The sequence below is a fragment of the Streptomyces sp. CA-111067 genome, assembly GCF_050956065.1.
Lineage (GTDB): Bacteria > Actinomycetota > Actinomycetes > Streptomycetales > Streptomycetaceae > Actinacidiphila.
In genome coordinates this window covers 8,676,906-8,699,045 of record NZ_CP192103.1, presented here as the reverse complement: position 1 = coordinate 8,699,045, position 22,140 = coordinate 8,676,906, and the positions used below count along the sequence as shown (strand labels likewise).

Below are 22,140 nucleotides of genomic sequence, written 5' to 3'. Positions count from 1 at the left end.
CGCGATGGACTCCCGACAGCAGACCGGTACCGCCACTGAGGAAACCCTGGAGAGCGCGCTGCGTGCCGCGGTCGACGGCGAGGTGCGCTTCGACGCCGGCAGCCGCGGCGGCTACGCCACCGACGGCTCGAACTACCGGCAGGTGCCGATCGGCGTGGTGGTGCCGCGCTCGATCGAGGACGGGGCCGCCGCGGTGGCGGTGTGCGCCCGGTTCGGCGCCCCGGTGCTGTCCCGGGGCGGCGGCACCAGTCTGGGCGGCCAGTGCACCAACACCGCCGTGGTCATCGACTGGACGAAATACTGCGGCGCGCTGGTCTCGGTCGACCCCGAGGCGGCCACCTGCGTGGTCGAGCCGGGCATCGTCCTGGACGAGCTGAACCGGCAACTGGCCCCGCACAAGCTGATGTTCGGGCCGAAGCCGGCCACCCACAGCCACTGCACGCTCGGCGGGATGATCGGCAACAACTCCTGCGGGGCCTCCGCCCAGGCCTACGGCAAGACCGTGGACAACGTCCGCCGCCTGGAGGTGCTGACCTACGACGGCACCCGGATGTGGACCGGCCGCACCTCGCCGCAGGAGTACGAGGAGATCGCCGCGGCGGGCGGCCGGCGCGCCGAGCTGTACGCCGGGATGCGGGCGCTGGCCGACAGCCACCTGGCCGACATCCGGCAGGGCTACCCCAAGATCCCGCGCCGGGTGTCCGGCTACAACCTGGACGACCTGCTGCCGGAGAACGGCTTCCACGTCGCCCGCGCGCTGACCGGCAGCGAGGGCACCCTGGTCACCGTCCTGCACGCCGAACTCGACCTGGTCCCCGTGCCGGCCGCGCAGGCCATCCTGGTGCTCGGCTACCCCGACATCTGCGCGGCGGCCGACGATGTGCCCCGGGTCCTGGAGCACTGCGACCCGGCGCAGCTGGAGGCGCTGGACGACCGGATGGTCCAGCTCATGCACGAGGAGCAGGTGCACCTGGAGTCGCTGCGGTCCTTCCCGGCCGGCGGCGGCTGGCTGTTCCTGCAGTTCGCCGGCCCCGACCCGGACGACGTCGACGCCCAGGCCCGCGAGCTGTTGGCGGCGCTGGGACGGAGCGAGGACGACGACAGCGTCACGTTCTCCGACGACCCGGAGCGCGAGCAGCGGATGCTCAAGGCCAGGGAGGCCGGGCTCGGCGTGACCGCCCGCCCGCCGGACGGCCGGGAGACCTGGGAGGGCTGGGAGGACTCGGCCGTGCCGCCGGAGCGGCTCGGCGACTACCTGCGCGACCTGAAGAAGCTCTTCGCCGAGTTCGACTACGACCACCCCACGCTCTACGGCCACTTCGGGCAGGGCTGCGTGCACACCCGGATCCCGTTCGGACTGCGCACCGCCGAGGGAGTTGCCGCCTTCCGGGCCTTCCTGGAGCGGGCCGCCGACCTGGTGGCGTCGTACGGGGGTTCGCTGTCCGGCGAGCACGGTGACGGGCAGGCCCGCGGCGAGCTGCTGCCGAGGATGTTCGGCGAGCGACTGGTCGGCGCCTTCGGGGAGTTGAAGGCGCTGTTCGACCCCGGTGACCGGATGAACCCCGGCAAGGTGGTCGCCCCGCAGCCGGTGGACGGGCAGTTGCGGCTCGGCCCGCTCTGGCGTCCGCGGGACGACTCCGACGCCCGGTTCGGCTACCCCGACGACGACGGCTCGTTCAACCAGGCGGTGCTGCGCTGCGTCGGCATCGGCAACTGCCGCAGCCACGAGGGCGGCGTGATGTGCCCGTCGTACCGGGCGACCGGCGAGGAGGAGCACTCCACCCGCGGCCGGGCCCGGCTGCTGTTCGAGATGATCGGCGGCCACCGCGACTCGCCGGTCACCGACGGCTGGCGCTCCACCGAGGTCAAGGACGCCCTCGACCTGTGCCTGGCCTGCAAGGGCTGCAAGTCGGACTGCCCGGTGGGGGTGGACATGGCCACCTACAAGGCGGAGTTCCTGTCCCACCACTACCAGGGGCGGCTGCGTCCGGCCGCGCACTACGCGCTGGGCTGGCTGCCGCTGTGGGCGCGGGCCTCGCGGATCGCCCCCGGTCTGGTGAACACCGCGCTGCGGGCGCCCGGCGTCTCGAAGCTGGGCAAGAAGCTCGCCGGGGTCGCCGACCGGGACGCGCCGCTGTTCGCCCGCGAGTCGTTCGTCCAGTGGTGGCGGGCCCGCGGCACGCCCGAGCCGGCGCCCGGCGACCCGCGCGCGGTGGTGCTGTGGCCGGACACGTTCAGTACGTACTTCCATCCGTCGGTCGCCCGGTCCGCGGTGCGGGTGCTGGAGGACGCCGGGTTCCGGGTCGCGGTGCCGACCGAGGCGGTCTGCTGCGGGCTGACCTGGATCTCCACCGGCCAACTCGACGTCGCCCAGCGGGTGTTGCGACGGACCCTCGCGGTGCTGCGGCCGTGGATCGCGGCCGGTACGCCGGTCGTCGGCCTCGAACCGTCCTGCACCGCCGTCTTCCGGGCCGACGCACCGGAGTTGATGCCGGACGACGAGGACGTCAAACGGCTGGCCGGGCAGTTCCTGACCTTCTCCGAGCTGCTGCTGCAACGGGCGCCGGAGGACTGGCGACCGCCGGTGCTCACCCGGGCGGCCACCGTGCAGACCCACTGCCACCAGCACGCCGTCACCAAGTTCGACGCCGACCGGGAGCTGATGCGCCGGGCCGGCATCGACGCCGACGTGCTCGACGAGGGCTGCTGCGGGCTGGCCGGCAACTTCGGCTTCGAAGCAGGCCACCACGAACTGTCCATGCAGATCGGCGAGTTGGGCGTACTGCCGGCGGTCCGGCGGACCGCCCCCGACGCCCTGGTCCTCGCCGACGGCTTCAGCTGCCGTACCCAGATCGAGCAGGGCGGCACCGGCCGCGGCGCGCTGCACCTCGCCGAGGCACTGGCCCTCGCGCTGGACGGCCCGGCGCCCGCCGACCATCCGGAGAAGGCCGCCGCCCGGCCCGCGCCGCCCGGTACGGCGGCGACCCGGCTGGCCGCCGGCGCCACGGCCGCGGCGGGAGCCGCCGCCACCGCCGCCGCGTTCGCCGTGGCCCGGCACCGCAGACGCTGACGGGCGCCGCCGCCGGTGAGAAGGCCGCCCCGGGCGCCGCGCGAGACCCACCACCACTGCCGCAACGAGAGGGAGATCCGCCGTGTCGATCAAGGTGTCCGACTACGTACTGCAACGCCTGCGGGAGTGGGACGTCGAGCAGGTCTTCGCCTACGCGGGCGACGGCATCAACGGGCTCCTCGCCGCGTGGGGGCGCGCCGAGGACAAGCCGCGGTTCATCCAGTCCCGGCACGAGGAGATGTCCGCGTTCGAGGCGGTCGGCTACGCCAAGTTCTCCGGCAAGGTCGGGGTCTGCGCGGCCACTTCGGGGCCCGGGGCGATCCACCTGCTCAACGGGCTGTACGACGCCAAGCTCGACCACGTGCCGGTGGTGGCCATCGTCGGGCAGACCAACCGCAGCGCGATGGGCGGCAGTTACCAGCAGGAGGTGGACCTGCTGAGCCTGTACAAGGACGTTGCCTCGGACTTCTGCGAGATGGTCACCGTCCCCGAGCAGCTGCCCAACGTCATCGACCGGGCGTTCCGCACGGCCTACGCCCGGCGGACGGTGACCGCGGTCATCATCCCCGCCGACGTGCAGGAACTCGACTACTCCCCGCCCACGCACGCCTTCAAGATGGTGCCCTCCAGCCTCGGCATGGCCGAGTACGCGCCCGTGCCGGCCGACGCCGACCTCGCCCGCGCCGCCGAGGTGGTCAACGCGGGCGAGAAGGTCGCCGTCCTGGTCGGCCAGGGCGCCCGCGGCGCCCGGGCCAAGGTCGAGCAGCTCGCCGACCTGCTGGGCGCGGGCGTCGCCAAGGCGCTGCTCGGCAAGGACGTGCTGTCCGACGACCTGCCGTACGTCACCGGCTCGATCGGCCTGCTCGGCACCCGCCCGTCCTACGAGCTGATGCAGGACTGCGACACCCTGCTGGTGATCGGATCCAGCTTCCCCTACACCCAGTTCCTACCGGACTTCGGGCAGGCCCGCGCGGTGCAGATCGACATCGACCCGTTCATGGTCGGCCTGCGCTACCCCTTCGAGGTCAACCTCGTCGGCGACGCGGACCTCACCCTGGAGCGGCTGCTGCCGCTGCTGGAGCGCAAGAAGCACGGCTCGTGGCGCAAGACCGTCGAGAAGAACACCGCGCGCTGGTGGGAGGTCATGCAGCGCCGGGCGGAGGTGGACGCCGACCCGATCAACCCGGAATACGTCGTGCACTCCCTGGACGCCCTGCTGCCCGACGACGCCATGCTGGCCGCGGACTCCGGGTCGTCCGCCAACTGGTACGCCAGGCACCTGCGGATGCGCGGGAACATGCGCGGCTCGCTGTCCGGGACGCTGGCCACCATGGGCCCGGGTGTGCCGTACGTCATCGGCGCCAAGTTCGCCCACCCCGGCCGTCCGGCCATCGCGATCGTCGGTGACGGCGCCATGCAGATGAACGGCATGGGCGAGCTGGTGACGGTGGCCAAGTTCTGGCGCCAGTGGCAGGATCCGCGGCTGGTCGTGGCCGTGCTGAACAACCAGGACCTCAACCAGGTCACCTGGGAGATGCGGGCGATGGAGGGTGCGCCGCAGTTCCTGCCCTCGCAGTCGCTGCCCGACGTGCCGTATGCGGACTTCGCCCGCTCGATCGGCCTCGACGGCGTCCGGGTGGAGAAGCCGGACGGCGTGGTGGACGCCTGGCAGCTCGCGCTGGCCGCCGACCGCCCGTTCGTCATCGACTTCCGCACCGACCCCGCCGTGCCGCCGGTCCCGCCGCACGCCGACCTCGACCAGATCGAGGCGGTCGCCGCGGCCATGCTGCACGGTGACAGCGACCGGACCGGCATGGCCAAGCAGGGCCTCAAGGCCAAGGTGCAGGAGATGCTGCCCGGCCACCGGCACCGCGAGGACCGGCCGGGGGCTGAGGACTGACCATGGGCGGGCGCGGCACGGGCAGCCGCCCGGTGGCGGACGGGCGGGACAGCGCTGTCGGCGAGCCGGCCGGCGGACCGGAGACGGCCGCCGGCTGGCCGGCCGACGGCTCGGCGGCGGCGTCCAGGGAGGCGGACGCTTCCTTGGACGCGGTCGTGGACGCGGTGCACACCGCCGTCTACACCGTCCCCACCGACTCGCCCGAGGCGGACGGCACCCTCACCTGGGACGCCACCACCCTGGTCGCCGTCCGCGTCCAGGCCGCCGGACGGACCGGTCTCGGCTGGACCTACGGATCCCCGGCCGCCGCCGCGGTCGTCCGCGACCAGCTGGCCGGCGTCGTCACCGGGCGACCGGTCCTGGACGTGCCCGCGGCCAACGAGGCGATGACCCGGGCGGTGCGGAACTCCGCCAGGCCCGGCATCGCCGGCCACGCCATCTCCGCGGTGGACATCGCCCTGTGGGACCTCAAGGCCCGGTTGCTCGGGCTGCCGCTGGTCCGGCTGCTCGGCGCCGCCCGCCGCGAGGTGCCCGTCTACGGCAGCGGCGGCTTCACCAGCTACGACGACGCCCGACTGGAGCGCCAGTTGCGCGGCTGGACGCAGGAGCAGGGCATCCCCCGGGTCAAGATCAAGGTGGGCGAGTCGTGGGGCGCGGCCGAGGCCCGCGACCGGGAGCGGATCAGCCGCGCCCGGCGCGCCGTCGGCGGCGGCGTCGAGCTCTATGTGGACGCCAACGGCGGCTACACCCGCAAGCAGGCCGTCCGGATCGCGCGGCATCTGGACGCCGAGGGCGCCACCTGGTTCGAGGAGCCGGTCTCCTCCGACGACCTGACCGGGCTGGCCGAGGTCAGGGCCGCTGTGCCGGTGGAGGTGACGGCCGGCGAGTACGGCTACACGCTGCCGTACTTCCGCCAGATGCTCGCCGCGGGCGCGGTGGACTGCCTCCAGGCGGACGTCACGCGGTGCGGCGGCATCACCGTCTGGCTGCGCGCCGCCGCCCTCGCCGAGGCGCACGGGATGCAGATCTCCGGCCATTGCGCGCCCCATCTGCACGCCCACGCCGCCGCCTCGGTGCCGAACCTGCGGCACCTGGAGTGGTTCCACGACCACGTGGCGATCGAGAACCGGCTCTTCACCGGGGCGCTGGATCCGGCCGGCGGCACCATCAGGCCCGGCGCCGACGGCTCCCCCGGGCACGGGCTGGCGCTGCGCGCCGAGGCCGCCGAGCCGTACCGCAGCGGATGAGGCGGCGACCATGAACGACCGCACGAACGACCACACCGCCGGGGCGGACGACAGCGAGCAGGAGCCGATGAACGACGACGAGCAGCACCACCTCTCGTACCGGCCCCACGCGCTGCGCGACTACGCGCTGGTCGCCGACGGCGAGCGCGGCGCGCTGGTCGGCCCGCACGGCGAGTTCGCCTGGATGTGCGCGCCGCGCTGGGACTCCGGCGCGGTCTTCTCCGCGCTGATCGGCGGGCCCGGCGTCTACGCGCTGGCGCCGGCCGGGACCTGCGTGCGCAGCGGCTACTACGAGGAGGGCTCGCTGATCTGGCGCAGCCGCTGGATCACCCGCGAGAACGGCGTGGTGGAGTGCCGCGAGGCGCTGGCGTTCCCCGGCGACCGGCACCGCGCCGTCGTGCTGCGCCGCGTCCTGGCACAGGACGGGCCGGTGGACCTGCGCGCCGTCCTGGAGCCGGCCGGCGAGTTCGGGCAGCAGGCGGTCGGCGAACTGCGCCGGGACCAGGACGGCGTCTGGCACGGGCGGGTCGGCGAGCTGCGGCTGCGCTGGTCGGGCGCGCCGGACGCGCGGCTGCGCGACGGCCGGCTCGAACTGGACCTCCGGGCCCGGCCCGGCACCCCCCGCGACCTGGTGCTGGAGATCTCCGACCGCCCGCTCGACGAGCCGCCGCCCGACCCGGAGCGCGCCTGGCGGGCCACCGAGGCGGCCTGGCGGGACGCCGTACCGGACCTCTCCCACGTCCTGGCGCCCCGCGACGCCCGGCATTCCTACGCGGTCATGCGCGGACTGACGGGCTCGGCCGGCGGCATGGTCGCCGCCGCCACGACGAGCCTGCCCGAGCGCGCCGAGGAGGGCCGCAACTACGACTACCGGTACGTGTGGATCCGCGACCAGTGCTATGCCGGCCAGGCCGTCGCCGCCGCAGGTCCCTACCCGCTGCTCGACGACGCCGTGCGGTTCGTCGCCGCGCGGCTGGGCCAGGACGGGCCCGGCCTGGTGCCCGCCTACACCGTGGACGGCAGCCCGATCCCCGACCAGCGGCGGATCGACCTGCCGGGCTACCCGGGCGGGTTCGACCTGGTCGGCAACCATGTCAGCGGCCAGTTCCAGCTGGACGCACTGGGCGAGAGCCTGCTCCTGCTGGCCGCGGCGGCCCGCCACGACCGGCTGGACCCCGAGGGCTGGAAGGCGGTGCTGATCGCCGCGGACGCGGTGGAGAAGCGCTGGCAGGAACCGGACGCCGGGGTGTGGGAGCTGGGCCCGCGGGCCTGGACCCACAGCAGGCTGATCTGCGCCGCCGGCCTGCGCGCCGCAGCGGGAGCGGGCGCCCCGGCGGACCGGGCGGCGCGCTGGAACGCCCTGGCCGACGCCGTCATGGCCGACACCGGGCGGAGCGGCCTGCACACCACCGGGCGCTGGCGGCGCGCCGCCGACGACGACGGCCTGGACGCGGCGCTGCTGTTCCCCGCGCTGCGCGGGGCGCTGCCCGCCGACGACCCGCGCACGGTCGCCACGCTCGACGGGTACCTCGCTGAGCTGACCGACGACCACTTCGCGTACCGCTTCCGACACGACGAACGGCCGCTGGAACAGGCCGAGGGCGCGTTCGTCATGTGCGGCTTCGCGGTGGCCATGGCCGAGCACCAGCAGGGGCGCACCGGGTCGGCCTACCGGTGGTTCGAGCGCAACCGGGCCGCCTGCGGGCCGGCCGGCCTGCTCTCCGAGGAGTACGACATCGCGCAGCGCGAGATGCGCGGCAACCTGCCGCAGGCGTTCGTCCACGCGCTGCTGCTGGAGAGCGCCGCCCGGCTCGCCGAACCCTGGCCGGTCCGCTGATCCACCCGAAGAGGGCCGCCGAACGGGCCCCGAGCAACCTCACGAAAGGCCGCGACAGATGTCCCAGACGATCGTCATCACCGGAGCAAGCGGCGGTATCGGCCGCGCGGCGGCCCGCGAGTTCGCCCGCAGGGGCGACCGGATCGGCCTGCTCGCACGCGGCAGGGCCGGCCTGGACGCCGCTGCCGGCGAGGTGCGCGAGCTGGGCGGCGAGGCGCTGGCCGTGCCGGCCGACGTGGCCGACCACGAGGCGGTGCACGCCGCCGCCACAGCGGTCGAACGGCGCTTCGGGCCGATCGACGTCTGGGTCAACGTGGCGTTCACCTCGGTCTTCGCGCCCTTCACCGAGATCCGCCCCGAGGAGTTCCGGCGGGTCACCGAAGTGGCGTATCTGGGCTACGTGAACGGCACCCGCGAGGCGCTGGCCCGGATGGTGCCGCGCGACCACGGCACGATCGTGCAGGTCGGCTCGGCGCTCGGCGACCGGTCGATCCCGCTCCAGTCGGCCTACTGCGGGGCGAAGCACGCCGTGAACGGGTTCACCTCGTCGGTGCGGACCGAGCTGATGCACGACAAGAGCAACGTACGCGTCACCGTCGTGCAGATGCCCGCGGTCAACACACCGCAGTTCTCCTGGGTGCTGTCCCGGCTGCCCAGGCACCCGCAGCCGGTGCCGCCGATCTACCAGCCGGAGGTGGCCGCCCGCAGTGTCGTGTACGCGGCGGAGCATCCGGGGCGCAAGCAGTACTACGTCGGCGCCTCCACCGTCGGCACGATCATCGGCAACAAGTTCGCCGCGGGCCTGCTCGACCGCTACCTGGCCCGTACCGGCTACGACTCGCAGCAGACCGCGGACCGCATCTCGCCCGACCGCCCCGACAACCTGTGGAAGCCGCTCGACGGACCGCGGGAGGACGCGCCGGACTTCGGCGCGCACGGGGAGTTCGACGCGCGCTCCCACCCGCGGTCGGCGCAGGCGTGGCTCTCCCGGCACGCCGGCCTGGTGTGGCCGGCCTCCGCCGTGCTGGCCGGGCTGGGTCTCGCGGGCGTCGCCCGCGCCAGGAGGCGCCTCGGCTGACCGGGAGAACGCCTGGCCGGCGGCCGTACGCAGAGAATGTGAAAGTCGCCGGTCCGCCGTGTCGATCCGCGGCTGCGCCGTTCGACCTGTGGGTGAGAAGGTCGAAAGACGACCACGGAAGGCTGAGGAGACCCGCAATGGCGAAGTACATGCTGATCATGCGCGGCACGGACGAGACCATGGCCAAGATGATGGACACGCCCATGGAACAGATGCTGGAGGTGGTCGGCCGCTACAACGAGGAGCTGATCAAGGCGGGCGTGCTCGTCGCCGCCGAGGGACTGGACGACCCGCGGCAGGGCGTGGTGGTCGACTTCAGCGGCGAGGCGCCGGTGGTCACCGACGGCCCCTACGGCGAGACGAAGGAGCTGTTCGGCGGCTTCTACCTGATCGACGTGGCCTCCAGGGACGAGGCGGTCGAGTGGGCCAGGCGGCTGCCGCCCATGGGCGGTGCGAAGTGCGAGGTCCGCCGGGTGTCCAGCATCGAGGACTTCCCGCAGGACAACGAGTGGATCGTCAAGGAGCGCGCCTGGCGTGAGCGGACCGGCCAGCTCTGATGCCGGCGGCCACCGGCGGCCCGCCGGACCCCGAGTCGGCCCGGCGGGCGGTCGAGGCCGTCTGGCGGATCGAGTCCGCCCGGATCGTCGGCGCGCTCGCCCGCTACACCGGTGACTTCGAACTCGCCGAGGACGTCGCCCAGGAGGCGGTGGCGGAGGCACTGGTCACCTGGTCGCGGGAGGGTGTGCCGACAAATCCGGTGGGCTGGCTGCTGGCCACCGCCCGGCGGCGGGCCATCGACGGCTTCCGCCGCCGGTCGGCGCTCAAGGAGCGGTACGCCACGCTGGCCGGCCCGCTGGCCGAGGGCCAGGCGACCTCGGGCGCGGCGCCGCCGCCCGACCGGTCCGGCGATCTGCCGTGGGATCCCGACCGGGTCGATGACGACGTCCTGGCGCTGATGTTCGTGGCCTGCCACCCGGTGCTGTCGCCCGAGGCGCGGGTGGCTCTGACGCTGCGCGCGGTCGGCGGGCTGGCGAGCGAGGAGATCGCCCGGGCGTTCCTGGTGCCGGTGCCGACGGTGCAGGCCCGGATCACCCGGGCGAAGAAGACGATCGCGGCGGCCGGGGTGCCGTTCGAGCTGCCGCCGGTCGGGGAGCGGCGGGAGCGGCTCGGCGGTGTGCTGAGCGTGCTCTACGTGATCTTCACCGAGGGTTCGACGGCGACGGCCGGTGACAGCCTGCTGCGCACCGACCTGGCGTACGAGGCGATCCGGCTGGCCCGGATGCTGGCCGCGCTACTGCCGGAGGAGCCGGAGGCGCACGGGCTGCTGGCCCTGTTCGAGCTGACGTCCGCGCGTTTTCCCGCCCGCACCGGGCCGGACGGGGAGGCGGTGCTGCTGGAGGACCAGGACCGGCGGCTGTGGGACCGGTCTGCGGTCCGCCGCGGGCTGGCGGCGCTCAAGCGGGCCACCGCGCTCGGACGCGGCCTCGGACCGTACGGGCTGCAGGCGGCCATCGCGGCGTGCCACGCCTCGGCGCCCTCGGTGCGGGAGACCGACTGGGAGCAGATCGTGCTGCTGTACGAGGCGCTGGGGCGGGTGGCGCCCTCCCCCGTGGTCGAACTCAACCGGGCGGTGGCCGTCGCCATGGCGCACGGACCCCAGCAGGCGCTGGAGATGGTGGACGAGCTGGTCGCCGCCGACCGGCTGCCCGGCTCGCATCTGCTCCCCGGCGTGCGCGGCGAGCTGCTGTCCCGGCTCGGCCGCACGGCGGAGGCCCGGGCCGAACTGGAGCTGGCCGCCCGGCTGTGCCACAACGCACGCGAACGGTCGGTGCTGCTGCGCAAGGCGGCCTCGCTGCCGTGAGCGGGGCCGCCGCGGCGGAGAGCGTCAGGAGGAGCGCTGCCTGGCCTCCATGGTGACCGCGAGCGCGAACAGCAGCGGCCGGTCGACGGCGTCCTCGTGCACGGTCAGCCGGTACAGGTCGTCGAGCACCTTGGCCTTCTCGATGCTGAAGGCCGGCTCCCCGTCCCGTTCGAAGTCGAAGTGGTACTTCACCAGCGCGCCGGCGATCTCCCCGACCGCCCCGCCGAGCCCCAGCAGCCTGCGCCCCCGCGCCGTCCTGACGCTGCGCTCGGTCCCGGTGAACCGCCCCAGTCCCGGCTGCTCGAACTCCCACGTGGTGCGGTCGATCGACTTCTTCACCAGCACGCCGAACGAGCCGAGCAGCCGCTCCCCGGAACCGAACGCCTCATACCCGGTCAGCGAGGCGAGCCAGCCCTTACTGCTCTCCCGCACGGTGACCAGCTTCTCGACCCGCTCCTCGTCCCGGTAGACAGCCAGCTCGTCGGACATCTTGAGCTGCTTCTCGGCATATCCGATCAACGGGCCCGGCTTGCCCTTGCCGTCGTCGTCGAAGATCCGGTACTTGCGCTTGGGGCCGATCGAGAACTTGCGTACGTGGTAGGTCGTCGTCGGCATCCGGGAACTCTAACGCGAACCCGGACCAGACCGGCGGCTCGCCGTCGGCCCTCTCAGCGGCCGGGAGGGCGCCGTCCGGCCCATCCTGTGGCGGCCACCACTTCACGCGCGATGTCCACGACCTGCCGTCCGTCCGTCGCGACCCGCAGCACGTCCGCCGAGGCGCGCTTGTCCAGGAGCCGTCCCTTCTCCGCGCTGGCCCGCAGCCCCTGCTCCAGTTCCGAGCCGAGTTCCCGCCGCGCCAGGCGCTGCCCGACCGTCGCGTCGGACGCGGTGAGCAGGACTCGTACGATCCGCACAGTCGGGCCCATCGCGCGCTCGAACATGCCCGCCGCTACAGGCAGCACGCTCACGGTGTTCGTATAGATCAACCGGCGGTAGCCGAGCCGGGCGTAGTTCGCCCACATGTCCGTCAGGTTGCGCTCCACCAGCTCCGATCCGTGCGGATCGCCCTCCGGCGCCGGATACACCTGCCCCAGGAAGTCGCCCTCGATGATGGCGTGCGAGACCTCAGCGACCCGCAACCGGGCCGCGACCTCCCAGCCCACCGTCGTCTTGCCGACGCCGGAGCGTCCTCCTATGAGCAGTACTTCCGCGGGATCCATGAGAGCCAGAGTGCCAACGACCGCCCGCGGTAAGCGAACCCGGGGCTCAGTCGGGGAGTGCCGCGGTGAGGTCCAGCTCGACCAGCTGGCCCGTGAAGCCCAGTTGGGACACGCCCAGCAGGGTGCTCGCCGTCGTGAAGGCGGGGGCGAGGGGGGAGGCGGTGAAGCGTTTCCAGGCGGCGCCGAGGACCGGGGTGTCGGCGGTGCATACGTAGATCACCGAGCGCACGACGTGCTCGGGGCGGGCGCCGACCGCGGCCAGGGCGGTCAGGGCGTTGGCCGCGACCTGGTCGATCTGGGCGTCGAGGGCGCCGGGGCCCACCAGGGTGCCGCTGCCGTCCAGCGGGCACTGGCCCGCCAGGTATGCCGTCCGGCCGGTCTCGACCACGGTGATGTGGTGGTAGCCGGGGGTCTCGTGCAGCCGGAGCGGGTTGATGCGGGAGATCTTCGCCGTCATGTGCGGGAGTCTGCCGGATCGGTGGCCGGCGCGCATGGCACTTTTCCGGCCGGGCGGGGGCTCAGGCGGTCGGCTGGTGGTCGGGGAAGGGGACGGCGTACCGCGGGTCGCGGTCGGTGGATACCCGGGCGTGCCGCAGGAGTTCGCGGATGATGCCCGCGTTGCCCATCGCCCAGCCGGTGGCCGGGGGCAGGTCGCTGGGCGTCCGGCGGTGTTCGACGTTGGACCAGCGGGCGCCGTCGGCGTCGACTGTCGCGCGGGCCGCGAGGTCGGCGACCAGGACGTCGGCGAAGCCGCGGCCGTCGCCGCGCTCGACCTCGCGGTCGCAGGCGAGGGCCAGGACGCCCGCGGTGCCGCAGCAGCGGCCGTTGTTGTCCCAGAACCGGGGGCGGATCCGCTGCGGGACACCGGAGTTGACGACGGTGTGCCAGCAGCGGTCGGCGAGGGCCGGCCAGTCGGGATCGTCGGGCAGCAGCCGGCCCAGCAGGCGGAACACCTGCGCGTCGCCGGCCGGGCCGTGGCACCAGCCGTAGCTGTGGCGGGAGATCTTCTCGTGCTGCTGCATCGGCTCGGAGTACGGGACGAGGAAGCCGTCCGTCCCGGACTCGTCGCGGGAGACGACGTCGGCGGCGCCGGCCAGGGCCAGTTCGACCAGGTCGGGGCGGTCGGCGGCCCGGCCCACGGCGGCCAGCGCGTAGACGATGCCGAGAGTGCCGTGCGAGAGGTGGTGCAGCCGCGGGACGGTCCCGGCCCTGGTCTCCCAGTGGACGCCGGCCGCGGTGGGCTCCGCGGTGTGCGGGTAGCGCTCGACGGCCCGTCGCGCCAGCTCCACGTCGCCGCACTCCAGCGCAGCGAGCGCGATACCCGCGTTGCCGACGATGAGTTCGCAGCGATCGTTCCACCCGGTGCCGTCGAAGCGGGAGCGCAGCACGTCCAGGGCGCGGTCGGCGGACGCGCCCGCCGCCGGGTCGCCGAGCACCCGCTCGACCCCGCGCAGCGCGACGGCCATTCCGGCCACGCCGGTGTAGAGCCCGCTCTGCTCCCAGCCGTCCACCGCGGCGGCGACGCTGCGGGCGCCGCGCAGCGCCGCGTCCGCGTACCGGTCGTCACCGAAGTGCCGCCACGCGTCGAGAAGGGCCGGCAGCACGCCCGAGGTGCCGCTGTACAGCGTCGGGTTGAACTCGTTGTCGGCGAGCGTCCCCGGCCAGGTCAGGCCGCCGGCGGCCTCCCGGGCCGCCCCCGTCAGCCAGGTGAGGGCCGCCGCGGCGAGCGACTCCGAGTCGTGCGGTGTACTGGCGATCATGTTCTCAGCGTCCCCCGCGGCGCAACCGTCAATCGTCAGCCGGCCCGCAGTCTCCCGCTCGCCGAGCACGGAGCCCTCTGCCCGGCGATCTCCTGCTGGAATCGATGCCAGGCTGGCACGCCGGAAACTCGGCGTCAACCACGGTGACACCACTACCGCAAAAGCGCCGAATACCGGCTGGACTACTGTCTTTTCGCGCCCTCAGCCGGAGCAAACCCTTGACACGTCTGGGCGCCGGGACTACCAAGGGGCTGGAATCCATTCCAGACAATCCCCGCCCCACCCGGCCCAAGGAGCAGTCATGGGTACCCCCGATCGGCCCTGGTCCCGCGTCTCGCGAAGGCGGTTCCTCAGCATCGCCGCCGCCGGTACCGGCGCCGCCGTCGCCGCAGTTCCGGCCATGTCAGGGACGGCCGACGCGGCGGCGCCCGGCCAGGTGCGCCCCACCGCGCTCACCGTGGAATCCGCGGACAACCCGCTGGGCATCGACATACCGGTGCCGCGGCTCGGCTGGCAGTTGACCGCGCCGGGCCGCGGCGTCAGCCAGCGCGGCTACCGGGTCCTGGTCGCCTCCTCGCCCGCGCTGCTGGCGCGGGACCGGGCGGATGTGTGGGACAGCGGGCAGGTGCGGTCCGCCGACTCGGTGGGGGTCGAATACGCCGGGCCGCCGATGCGGGCCAGGCAGCGCTGCTACTGGAAGGTCAGGGTCTGGGACCAGGACGACCGGGCCTCGGTGTGGAGCGAGCCGAGCTGGTGGGAGATGGGGCTGCTCTCGCCCGACGACTGGTCGGGGCGGTGGATCGGCCACAGCACCTCGACGCTGCTCACCTTCGAGGGCGCGCACTGGATGTGGTATCCGGAGGGCGATCCCACCGCGAGCCTGCCGCCGATGGTGCGCTACTTCCGGCTGCCCTTCGACCTCCCCGCCGGCCGCCAGGTCACCCGCGCGCAGGTGGTGATGACGGCCGACGACAGCTTCGTGCTGTACGCGAACGGCACGCCGGCCGGCGGAACCCCGGCCGGCGGCCTCTGGTACGACGGCCAGGTGATCGACGTGACGTCGGCGCTCGGCGCCGGCGGCAACGCGCTCGCGGTCGCCGCCACCAACGCGCTGGACACCAACGGCAACCCCTCCCCCGCCGGACTGCTCGGCGCGCTGGTCGTCGAGTTCGACTCCGGCGACCCGCTGACCATCACGACCGGCGACGCCTGGCGGGCGGCGAACGACGAGCAACAGGGCTGGCAGGACCGGGACTTCGACGACAGCGACTGGGTCGCGGCCCGCGAGACCGCCCTGTACGGCGAGGGCCCCTGGGGACGCGGCGTCAGCCTGCCGCCGGCGCCCGCGCCGCTGCTGCGCCGGGAGTTCACCGTGGCCAAAGCGGTCCGGCAGGCACGGGTGTACGTGGCCGGCGTCGGCTACCACGAGCTGGAGATCAACGGGCGGCGGGTCGGCGGCAACGTGATGGACCCCGCGTCCACCGACTACGACAAGCGCGTGCTGTACGTGACGCACGACGTCACCGGCCAGCTGAAGCGCGGGCGCAACGCGATCGGCGCCGAACTCGGCCGCGGCTTCTTCGGGTTGCGCACCGTGACGGCCTGGGACTGGACCAACGCGCCCTGGAACGGCGACCCCCGGATGCGGTTGCAGCTGGAGATCAGCTACGCCGACGGCACCCGCGACGTGGTCGCGACCGACGGCGACTGGCGGGTCACCGACGGCCCGACCCGTTCCGACTCGATCTACGCGGGCGAGACCTACGACGCGCGGGAGGCGCGACCCGGCTGGTCCAAGCCGGGCTTCAAGGACTCAGCCTGGTCCGCGGCGGCGGAGCTGACCGCGCCCAAGGGTCGGCTGGTGGCGCAGCCGCTCGATCCGATCCGCGTCATGGAGACGTTGGACACGGTCGCGATCACCCAACCCAAGCCAGGGGTACGGGTCTTCGACCTGGGCCGGACGCTGGGCGGCTGGGCGGCGCTGCGCGTCTCCGGGCCGCGCGGCACCCGGATCGTCCTGGAGTACGCCCAGCAGCTCACCGCCGACGGCACCGCCGACCTCGAACAGGGCTACGTGCAGGGCGGCCGCTTCCAGCAGGACGAGTACGTGCTCAGCGGGAAGGGCGTCGAGACCTGGCACGCCCGGTTCAGCCACAAGAGCTTCCGCTACGTCCAGGTGACCGGCCTGCCCGGCACCCCGAGGCGGGACACCCTGCGCGGCCAGGAGGTGCGCACGGCCGTGCCGTCCGCCGGCGGCTTCGCGTCCTCCAGCGAGCTCTACGGGCAGATCCACTCGATGGTCGACCGCAGCACCGGCCACCACCTGCTGGGCATCCCCGCGGTCGACGTGATGTACGAGAAGATCGGCTGGACCGCGGACGCGCAGCTCAACGTGCCCCAGATGACGTTCAACTACGCCACCGGGCGGTTCCTCGCCAAGTGGCTGGACGACATCTCCGACTGCCAGATGGACACCGGCAACATCCCGGTGATCGCGCCGACCGGCGGCTGGGGCGACGACTGGCAGGCACCGGAGTGGAAGGCCGCCTATCCGATCGTGCTGTGGGAGCTGTACCGCCGGTTCGGCGACCACCGGGCGCTGGCCGACCACTACGACGGCGTACTGCGCTATGTCGACTGGGAGTTCGGCAACCGCGACGCCTCGGGCCTGGCGACCAGCAGCCTCGGTGACTGGCTCGCGCCCGGCGGCTACACCCAGCCGCCCGAGGACACCCGGCTGACCGCGACCGCCTACCTCTACCGGGGCCTGCGGATCCTGGCGGACGCCGCCGCCGCGCTCGGCCGGACCGCCGACGTGGACCGGCTCGGGCAGCGGGCCGCCGCACTGGCCGAGATCTTCAACAGCACGTTCCTGGACCGCGACCGCGCCGTCTACCGGACCGGCAGCGACCCCGGCTACCGGCAGTGCTCGAACGCGATCCCGCTGGCCTTCGGCCTGGTCCCGGCCGAGCTCCGCACCCGGGTCGCGGACGGCCTGGTGGCCGACGTGCACGCGCACGGCGACCACCTGAACACCGGCGCGCTCGGCACCGCCGTGCTGCTGCCGGTGCTGACCGAGGCCGGCCACGCCGATGTCGCGCACGCCGTCGCCGGTCAACGGGACTTCCCCAGCTGGGGCTTCTGGCTGCGGAACGGGGCCGACACGCTGTGGGAGACCTGGGAGCTCCAGCAGGACGGCCAGGGCCGCCCGCCCGGCCACGACCACTACCTGTTCGGTTCGATCGACCAGTGGTTCTACGAGCAGGTCGGCGGCATCACCCCGGCGACGCCCGGCTACGAGCGGATCACCGTCCAGCCGTACGTGGACGGGCCGCTCAGCTGGGCGGCGGCGTGGCACGACACCGCGCGCGGCCGGGTCGAGGTGCGCTGGCAGAAGCGGCCGGGCGGCGGCCTGGAGCTGAGCGTCGACGTGCCGGGCAACGCCGCCGCCGACGTTCACGTGCCGGCCCCCGCCGGGGCCGCGGTCCTGGAGAGCGGCCGGCCCGCGGGCAAGGCACGCGGAGTACGGCAGCTCGGCGACTCGGTCTACCGGGTCGGCTCCGGCCACTACGTGTTCAGCGTGAGCGCCCCGAAGAGGTAGCAGGCGGTGCACCGGCGTCAACTCCCGGGCGGCAAGGGCCGTTCGGGGGCTGACGCCTGCTTGAAATGTTTCACCACTCGGCGATCCTTGGCGCCGTATCGCGCCGCACCTGGCTACCGGAAGTCGCCGCTCCCACTCCCTTGACCCGGTCCCGATCCGGCCCTAAGTTCTGCGCAGTCCGATTGAAACGTTCTATTCGAAGGCGCGCCCCCACGCGCGCACCGAACGCCAGAGGGGACCCCCGCCATGCCCGCTCGTTCCGAACAGCTCAGGCCGGACAGGGGATCGCCCCGCAGGCGGGTACGGCGGCGGGCGGCCGCCGCGGCCGGCGGCCTGGCGGCGGCGCTGCTGCTCACCGTGGCGACCGGCCAGGTCCCGGCGGTGGCCGGCCCGTCGGGTGGCGGGGCCTCCGCCGACTGCCCGTGGGTGGGTTCTGACGCCTCGCCCGGGCAGCGCGCCGCCGACGTGCTCGCCCGGATGACGACGGACGAGAAGCTGTCGATGACCCACGGCAGCCAACTCCCCGGCTACGCGGGCGTGGTGGCGCCCATCCCGCGGCTGTGCGTGCCCGCGCTGAACCTCAACGACGGCGGCGCCGGAGTGGTGATGGGCGGCACCACCGCCATGCCCGCGCCGATCGCCGCGGCGGCGAGCTGGGACCCGGCGGCCGAGCAGTCGTACGGGCAGGTCGTCGGGGCCGAGGCGAAGACCAAGGGCGTCGGCGTCGACCTCGGCCCCGACGCCAACCTGGTGCGCGACCCGCGCGGCGGCCGGGTCTTCGAGATGGCGGGTGAAGACCCCTATCTGGCGGGCGAGATGACCACCGGCTACGTCAAGGGCGTGCAGTCCAAGGGGGTGATGGCCGACCTGAAGCACCTGGTGGCCAACGACACCGAGCAGAACCGCAACAACGGCAACGCGATCGTCGACGAGCGCACCCTCAACGAGATCTACTACCCGGCGTTCAAGCAGGCCGTGCAGGAGGGCGGCGCGGCCTCGATCATGGCGGCGACCAGCCTGGTCAACGGGGTGCACGCGAACGAGAACGCCACCCTGCTCAAGGACGAGGCCAAGCAGGACTGGGGCTTCGACGGCTTCGTCGTCACCGACTGGGACGGTGCCCGCAGCACCGTGCGGGCCGCGAACGCCGAGCTGGACCTGAACATGCCCGCCCCCGGCAACTTCGGCGAGCCGCTGTCCGCCGCCGTGCGCTCGGGCGAGGTCAGCATGGCCGTACTGAACGACAAGGTGGCCCGGCTGCTCACCGAGGAGTTCGCCTACGGCCTCTTCGACTCCGCCGCCGGCTCCCCCGGCGCCACCGCGACCACCCCGGAACACGTCGCCACCGCGCGGGACATCGCGGCGGAGGGCACCGTGCTGATGAAGAACGACGGCGGCCTGCTGCCGCTCGACAGCTCCGCCACGCCGTCGATCGCGGTGATCGGTGCGGCGGCGAAGGAGGCGCCCGTCACCGGGGGCGGCGGCAGTTCGCACGTGCCCGCCGATCCGTCCTCGGTCGTCACCGTCGCCGACGGCATCGCCCAGCGGGCCGGCGGCTCGGTCCGGGTGGACGACGTCGGCTCCTGGACGGCGACGGCGTCGTCCTCGGCGAGCGGCTCCGACCAGCCGGGCAACATGTTCGACGGCGACACGGCCACCCGCTGGTCGAGCGGCACCCCGATGGCCGGCGGCCAGTGGATCACCGCCGACATGGGCGGCGCCCGCATGATCGACCGGATCACCATGGACGCCGGCAACGACACGGACTACGCCCGCGGTTACCAGGTCTACCTGTCCGACGACGGCACCACCTGGGGCGACCCGGTCGCCGAGGGCACCGGAACCGGACGGGTGACCACCGCGGACTTCGGGGCCCGGCAGGCGCGTTACCTCAAGATCGTGCAGACCGGCTCCGCGAGCAGCTGGTGGTCGGTCGCCGAGCTGAACGCGTACACCGCGGACGGCAGCGGCGGGCAGACCGCCGTCGGCCGCTCCGGCATCCGCGTGCCGGGCGTGACGGACAAGCTGCCGACCGTCCCGGCCGCGCGCTTCAGCACCGCCGGCGGACAGCAGGGACTGACCGCCAGCTACTACAACAACCTCGACCTGTCGGGTAAGCCCGTGCTCACCCGGGTCGAGCCGAACGTCGACGCCCACTACACCGCCGCGCCCGGCCCCGGCGTCAACCCGGCCGGTTTCTCGGTGCGTTGGAAGGGCTTCCTGACCGCGCCGGTCACCGGCACCTACACGTTCTCGATGGCGAACACCGGCGGCGTCCGGATGACGCTCGACGGGCAGCCGGTCTTCCAGGACTGGGCGCAGTACGGTCCCGGTGTCTCCGCGATCCACCTCAAGGGCGGGGTGCGGACGCCGATCACGGTGGAGAACTACCAGCCGGTGAACGGCCCCGACGGCCCGGTGGCCGGCACGCCGAGCAGCCCGCCCGCAGGCGGCTCCGTCACGCTGGGCTGGCAGGCCCCGGACACCGCCGCCATCGCCGCCGCCGCGGCCGTCGCCAAGCAGGACAGCGTCGCGGTCGTGGTGGTCAACGACGACGAGAGCGAGGACGGCGACCGGCAGAACCTCACCCTGCCCGGCGCGCAGGACGACCTCATCGAGGCGGTGGCCGCGGCCAATCCGCACACCGTGGTGGTGCTGAACACCGGCGCCCCGGTCCTGATGCCCTGGCTCGGCTCGGTCGGCGGCGTGCTGGAGTCCTGGTACGGCGGCCAGCAGAACGGGGCCGCGCTGGCCTCCGTCCTGTTCGGCGACGTCAGCCCGTCGGGGAAGCTGCCGCAGACCTGGCCCGCAAGCATGGGCCAGCTGCCGACCGTCGACCCGTCCCGCTACCCGGGCAGCGTGGACGTCTCGACGAACACCACGAACTACCACTACAGCGAGGGGCTCGACGTCGGCTACCGCTGGTACGACGCGCACCGCCTGACGCCGCTGTTCCCGTTCGGCTACGGCCTGACGTACTCGTCGTTCTCCTTCAGCGGGCTCAGCGTCTCGCCGGGCGCGGCCGACTCGGCGGGGCCGGTCAAGGTCTCGGCGACGGTGCGCAACACCGGCAGCCGTACCGCGTCGGAGGTGGCGCAGCTCTACGTCGGCGACCCGGCGCGCTCAGGTGAACCACCCAAGCAGCTCAAGGGCTTCCAGCGGGTGACGCTGGCGCCGGGCGGCTCGCGGCGGGTCACGTTCACTGTCGCCGCGTCGGCCTTGCGGACCTGGGACGACGCCACGCACGCCTGGCAGACCGACGAGGGCACGTACCGGCTGTTCGTCGGCGACTCCTCCCGGAACCTGCCGCTGACCGGCAGCTACACGCTGCGGCACTCGACGGGCAGCCGTACGGTCACCGCGCAGGCTCCCGCGACACTCGACCCGGCGCACGGCAACACCGTGACGACGGCGCTCACCGCGGGCGGCAGCCAGACCCTCGACCACGTCAGACTCCGCCTCGACGTGCCGGCCGGCTGGACGGCCACGGCCCGCACCACGGCGGACTTCCGCACCGTACGGCCCGGCACCCGGCTGACCACCTCATGGCGGGTGACCCCGCCGGCCGGCGCGCAGGACCGGCTGTGGCGGCTCACCGCGTCGGCGGGCGCGGACGGCGGCTACCGGGTGGTGAGCGGACTCCAGGTCACCGTCGGCCCGCTGGTGTCGGCGGCGCTCACCTCGACGGCGAAGCTCGCGCGTACCGGGGCCGACTACCCCGCCACGCTGACCCTGCGCAACACCACCGACTCCCCCGTCAAGGTCAGCGCGGCCACCGCGCCGCCCGCCGGGGTGACCGTCAGCCCCGCGCAGACCTCGGTGGTGCTGGCGCCGCGGTCGTCGGTGTCGAAGAAGCTGACCGTCGCCGTCGGTGACGGCGCGAAGTCCGCGGCGATCGACCTCACCGGCACGGTGAGCGCCGCCGGGCACGACTACCCGCTCCAGGGCGGCGCGCTGGACCTGCCGCTGCTGTTCGGCTCGGTCGCCGCGGCCTACGACAACACCGGTGTCAGCGACGACTCGTCGCCGCAGGGCGCGAACTTCGACGGCTCCGGCTACAGCTACTCCGCCCAGTCGCTGGCCGGTGTCGGCCTGGTACCCGGGAAGCCGGCCGGCCCGGCCGGGCTGACGTGGCCGTCGGCCGCCGCGGGCAGCCCCGACAACGTGGTCGCCGCCGGGCAGCGCATCGCGGTGAGCGGCGCCGGATCGCAGCTGTGGTTCCTCGGCTCGGCCAACAACGGCAGCGGCTCGGGCGAGGGGACGCTCACGTACACCGACGGCAGCACGGCACCGTTCACCCTCGCCCTGACCAACTGGACGCCGAGCACGGCGCTGCCGCAGGACCAGCTCGTCGCCACCGCGCCGACCTGGAACAGGCCCGCGGGCAGCGACTATCCGGCCGCCACCGCGGTCAGCGTCTACGCCACGAAGGTACCGCTGGCCGCGGGCAGGACCCTCTCCTACGTCACGCTGCCGGCCACCGTCACCGGTGACCAGGCGGGCACCCGGCTGCACGTCTTCGACATCGCCGTCAACTGACCGCGCCCACAGCGGACTTGGAGGAGC

The 22,140-nt window shown here is 73.6% G+C and carries 13 protein-coding genes; 9 read left to right on the top strand and 4 right to left on the bottom strand.

The genetic code is table 11. From position 1 onward, the window contains the following. The first annotated feature begins 4 nt into the window (after positions 1-4). From ACQPW6_RS38265 to ACQPW6_RS38235, 7 genes are all read left to right on the top strand, one after another. Positions 5-3,070, top strand: coding sequence for an FAD-binding and (Fe-S)-binding domain-containing protein (locus ACQPW6_RS38265; RefSeq protein WP_433894327.1), 3,066 nt, complete (start codon positions 5-7; stop codon positions 3,068-3,070). Between the two features lie 82 nt (positions 3,071-3,152). Next, positions 3,153-4,970: a thiamine pyrophosphate-requiring protein gene (locus ACQPW6_RS38260; RefSeq protein WP_433894326.1), complete on the top strand. Its 1,818-nt coding sequence runs from the start codon at positions 3,153-3,155 to the stop codon at positions 4,968-4,970. A 2-nt stretch (positions 4,971-4,972) separates the two neighbouring features. Beyond that, positions 4,973-6,217 (top strand): enolase C-terminal domain-like protein, encoded by a 1,245-nt coding sequence (locus ACQPW6_RS38255; protein WP_433894325.1) that lies wholly within the window; start codon positions 4,973-4,975, stop codon positions 6,215-6,217. A 67-nt stretch (positions 6,218-6,284) separates the two neighbouring features. Further along, positions 6,285-8,054: a glycoside hydrolase family 15 protein gene (locus tag ACQPW6_RS38250; RefSeq protein ID WP_433894796.1), complete on the top strand. Its 1,770-nt coding sequence runs from the start codon at positions 6,285-6,287 to the stop codon at positions 8,052-8,054. A 58-nt stretch (positions 8,055-8,112) separates the two neighbouring features. Beyond that, a complete protein-coding gene (locus ACQPW6_RS38245; RefSeq protein WP_433894324.1) occupies positions 8,113-9,132 on the top strand; it encodes an SDR family oxidoreductase in 1,020 nt (339 codons plus the stop codon). A gap of 137 nt (positions 9,133-9,269) precedes the next feature. Then, complete coding sequence (locus tag ACQPW6_RS38240) at positions 9,270-9,689, top strand: YciI family protein (protein WP_433894323.1); 420 nt, start codon at positions 9,270-9,272, stop codon at positions 9,687-9,689. After that, a complete protein-coding gene (locus ACQPW6_RS38235) occupies positions 9,689-10,993 on the top strand; it encodes an RNA polymerase sigma factor (protein WP_433894322.1) in 1,305 nt (434 codons plus the stop codon). Before ACQPW6_RS38240 ends, ACQPW6_RS38235 begins: the two co-directional genes overlap by 1 nt. 24 nt (positions 10,994-11,017) lie before the next feature. Here the strand turns inward: ACQPW6_RS38235 and ACQPW6_RS38230 are convergent, their stop codons facing one another. The 4 genes from ACQPW6_RS38230 to ACQPW6_RS38215 form a co-directional block, all read right to left on the bottom strand. Beyond that, on the bottom strand, positions 11,018-11,608 hold the full coding sequence (locus tag ACQPW6_RS38230; protein ID WP_433894321.1) for a hypothetical protein: 591 nt from the start codon (positions 11,606-11,608) through the stop codon (positions 11,018-11,020). Positions 11,609-11,661: 53 nt separating this feature from the next. Then, a complete protein-coding gene (locus ACQPW6_RS38225; RefSeq protein WP_433894320.1) occupies positions 11,662-12,213 on the bottom strand; it encodes a hypothetical protein in 552 nt (183 codons plus the stop codon). Positions 12,214-12,259: 46 nt separating this feature from the next. Further along, positions 12,260-12,670, bottom strand: coding sequence for a RidA family protein (locus tag ACQPW6_RS38220; protein WP_433894319.1), 411 nt, complete (start codon positions 12,668-12,670; stop codon positions 12,260-12,262). A gap of 61 nt (positions 12,671-12,731) precedes the next feature. Continuing rightward, positions 12,732-13,973 carry a lanthionine synthetase LanC family protein gene (locus ACQPW6_RS38215; protein ID WP_433894318.1) on the bottom strand — a complete coding sequence of 414 codons (1,242 nt, stop codon included), beginning with the start codon at positions 13,971-13,973 and terminating at the stop codon, positions 12,732-12,734. A gap of 301 nt (positions 13,974-14,274) precedes the next feature. Here ACQPW6_RS38215 and ACQPW6_RS38210 point away from each other — a divergent pair, with 301 nt between their 5' ends. Both ACQPW6_RS38210 and ACQPW6_RS38205 read left to right on the top strand, forming a co-directional pair. After that, the gene (locus ACQPW6_RS38210; RefSeq protein WP_433894317.1) at positions 14,275-17,574 is read left to right on the top strand and encodes a family 78 glycoside hydrolase catalytic domain; all 3,300 of its coding nucleotides are present in this window, start codon (positions 14,275-14,277) and stop codon (positions 17,572-17,574) included. Positions 17,575-17,820: 246 nt separating this feature from the next. Next, positions 17,821-22,113, top strand: coding sequence for a glycoside hydrolase family 3 C-terminal domain-containing protein (locus ACQPW6_RS38205; protein ID WP_433894316.1), 4,293 nt, complete (start codon positions 17,821-17,823; stop codon positions 22,111-22,113). The last annotated feature ends 27 nt before the right edge of the window (positions 22,114-22,140 follow it).

What these genes read in the sequence shown, in the direction of transcription:
- ACQPW6_RS38210 (WP_433894317.1), top strand. Translation starts at nt 14,275, where the DNA reads ATGGGTACCCCCGATCGGCCCTGGTCCCGCGTCTCGCGAAGGCGGTTC.
- ACQPW6_RS38225 (WP_433894320.1), bottom strand. Translation starts at nt 12,213, where the DNA reads ATGGATCCCGCGGAAGTACTGCTCATAGGAGGACGCTCCGGCGTCGGC.
- ACQPW6_RS38265 (WP_433894327.1), top strand. Translation starts at nt 5, where the DNA reads ATGGACTCCCGACAGCAGACCGGTACCGCCACTGAGGAAACCCTGGAG.
- ACQPW6_RS38255 (WP_433894325.1), top strand. Translation starts at nt 4,973, where the DNA reads ATGGGCGGGCGCGGCACGGGCAGCCGCCCGGTGGCGGACGGGCGGGAC.
- ACQPW6_RS38230 (WP_433894321.1), bottom strand. Translation starts at nt 11,608, where the DNA reads ATGCCGACGACGACCTACCACGTACGCAAGTTCTCGATCGGCCCCAAG.
- ACQPW6_RS38245 (WP_433894324.1), top strand. Translation starts at nt 8,113, where the DNA reads ATGTCCCAGACGATCGTCATCACCGGAGCAAGCGGCGGTATCGGCCGC.
- ACQPW6_RS38240 (WP_433894323.1), top strand. Translation starts at nt 9,270, where the DNA reads ATGGCGAAGTACATGCTGATCATGCGCGGCACGGACGAGACCATGGCC.
- ACQPW6_RS38205 (WP_433894316.1), top strand. Translation starts at nt 17,821, where the DNA reads ATGCCCGCTCGTTCCGAACAGCTCAGGCCGGACAGGGGATCGCCCCGC.
- ACQPW6_RS38215 (WP_433894318.1), bottom strand. Translation starts at nt 13,973, where the DNA reads ATGATCGCCAGTACACCGCACGACTCGGAGTCGCTCGCCGCGGCGGCC.
- ACQPW6_RS38250 (WP_433894796.1), top strand. Translation starts at nt 6,285, where the DNA reads ATGAACGACGACGAGCAGCACCACCTCTCGTACCGGCCCCACGCGCTG.
- ACQPW6_RS38220 (WP_433894319.1), bottom strand. Translation starts at nt 12,670, where the DNA reads ATGACGGCGAAGATCTCCCGCATCAACCCGCTCCGGCTGCACGAGACC.
- ACQPW6_RS38235 (WP_433894322.1), top strand. Translation starts at nt 9,689, where the DNA reads ATGCCGGCGGCCACCGGCGGCCCGCCGGACCCCGAGTCGGCCCGGCGG.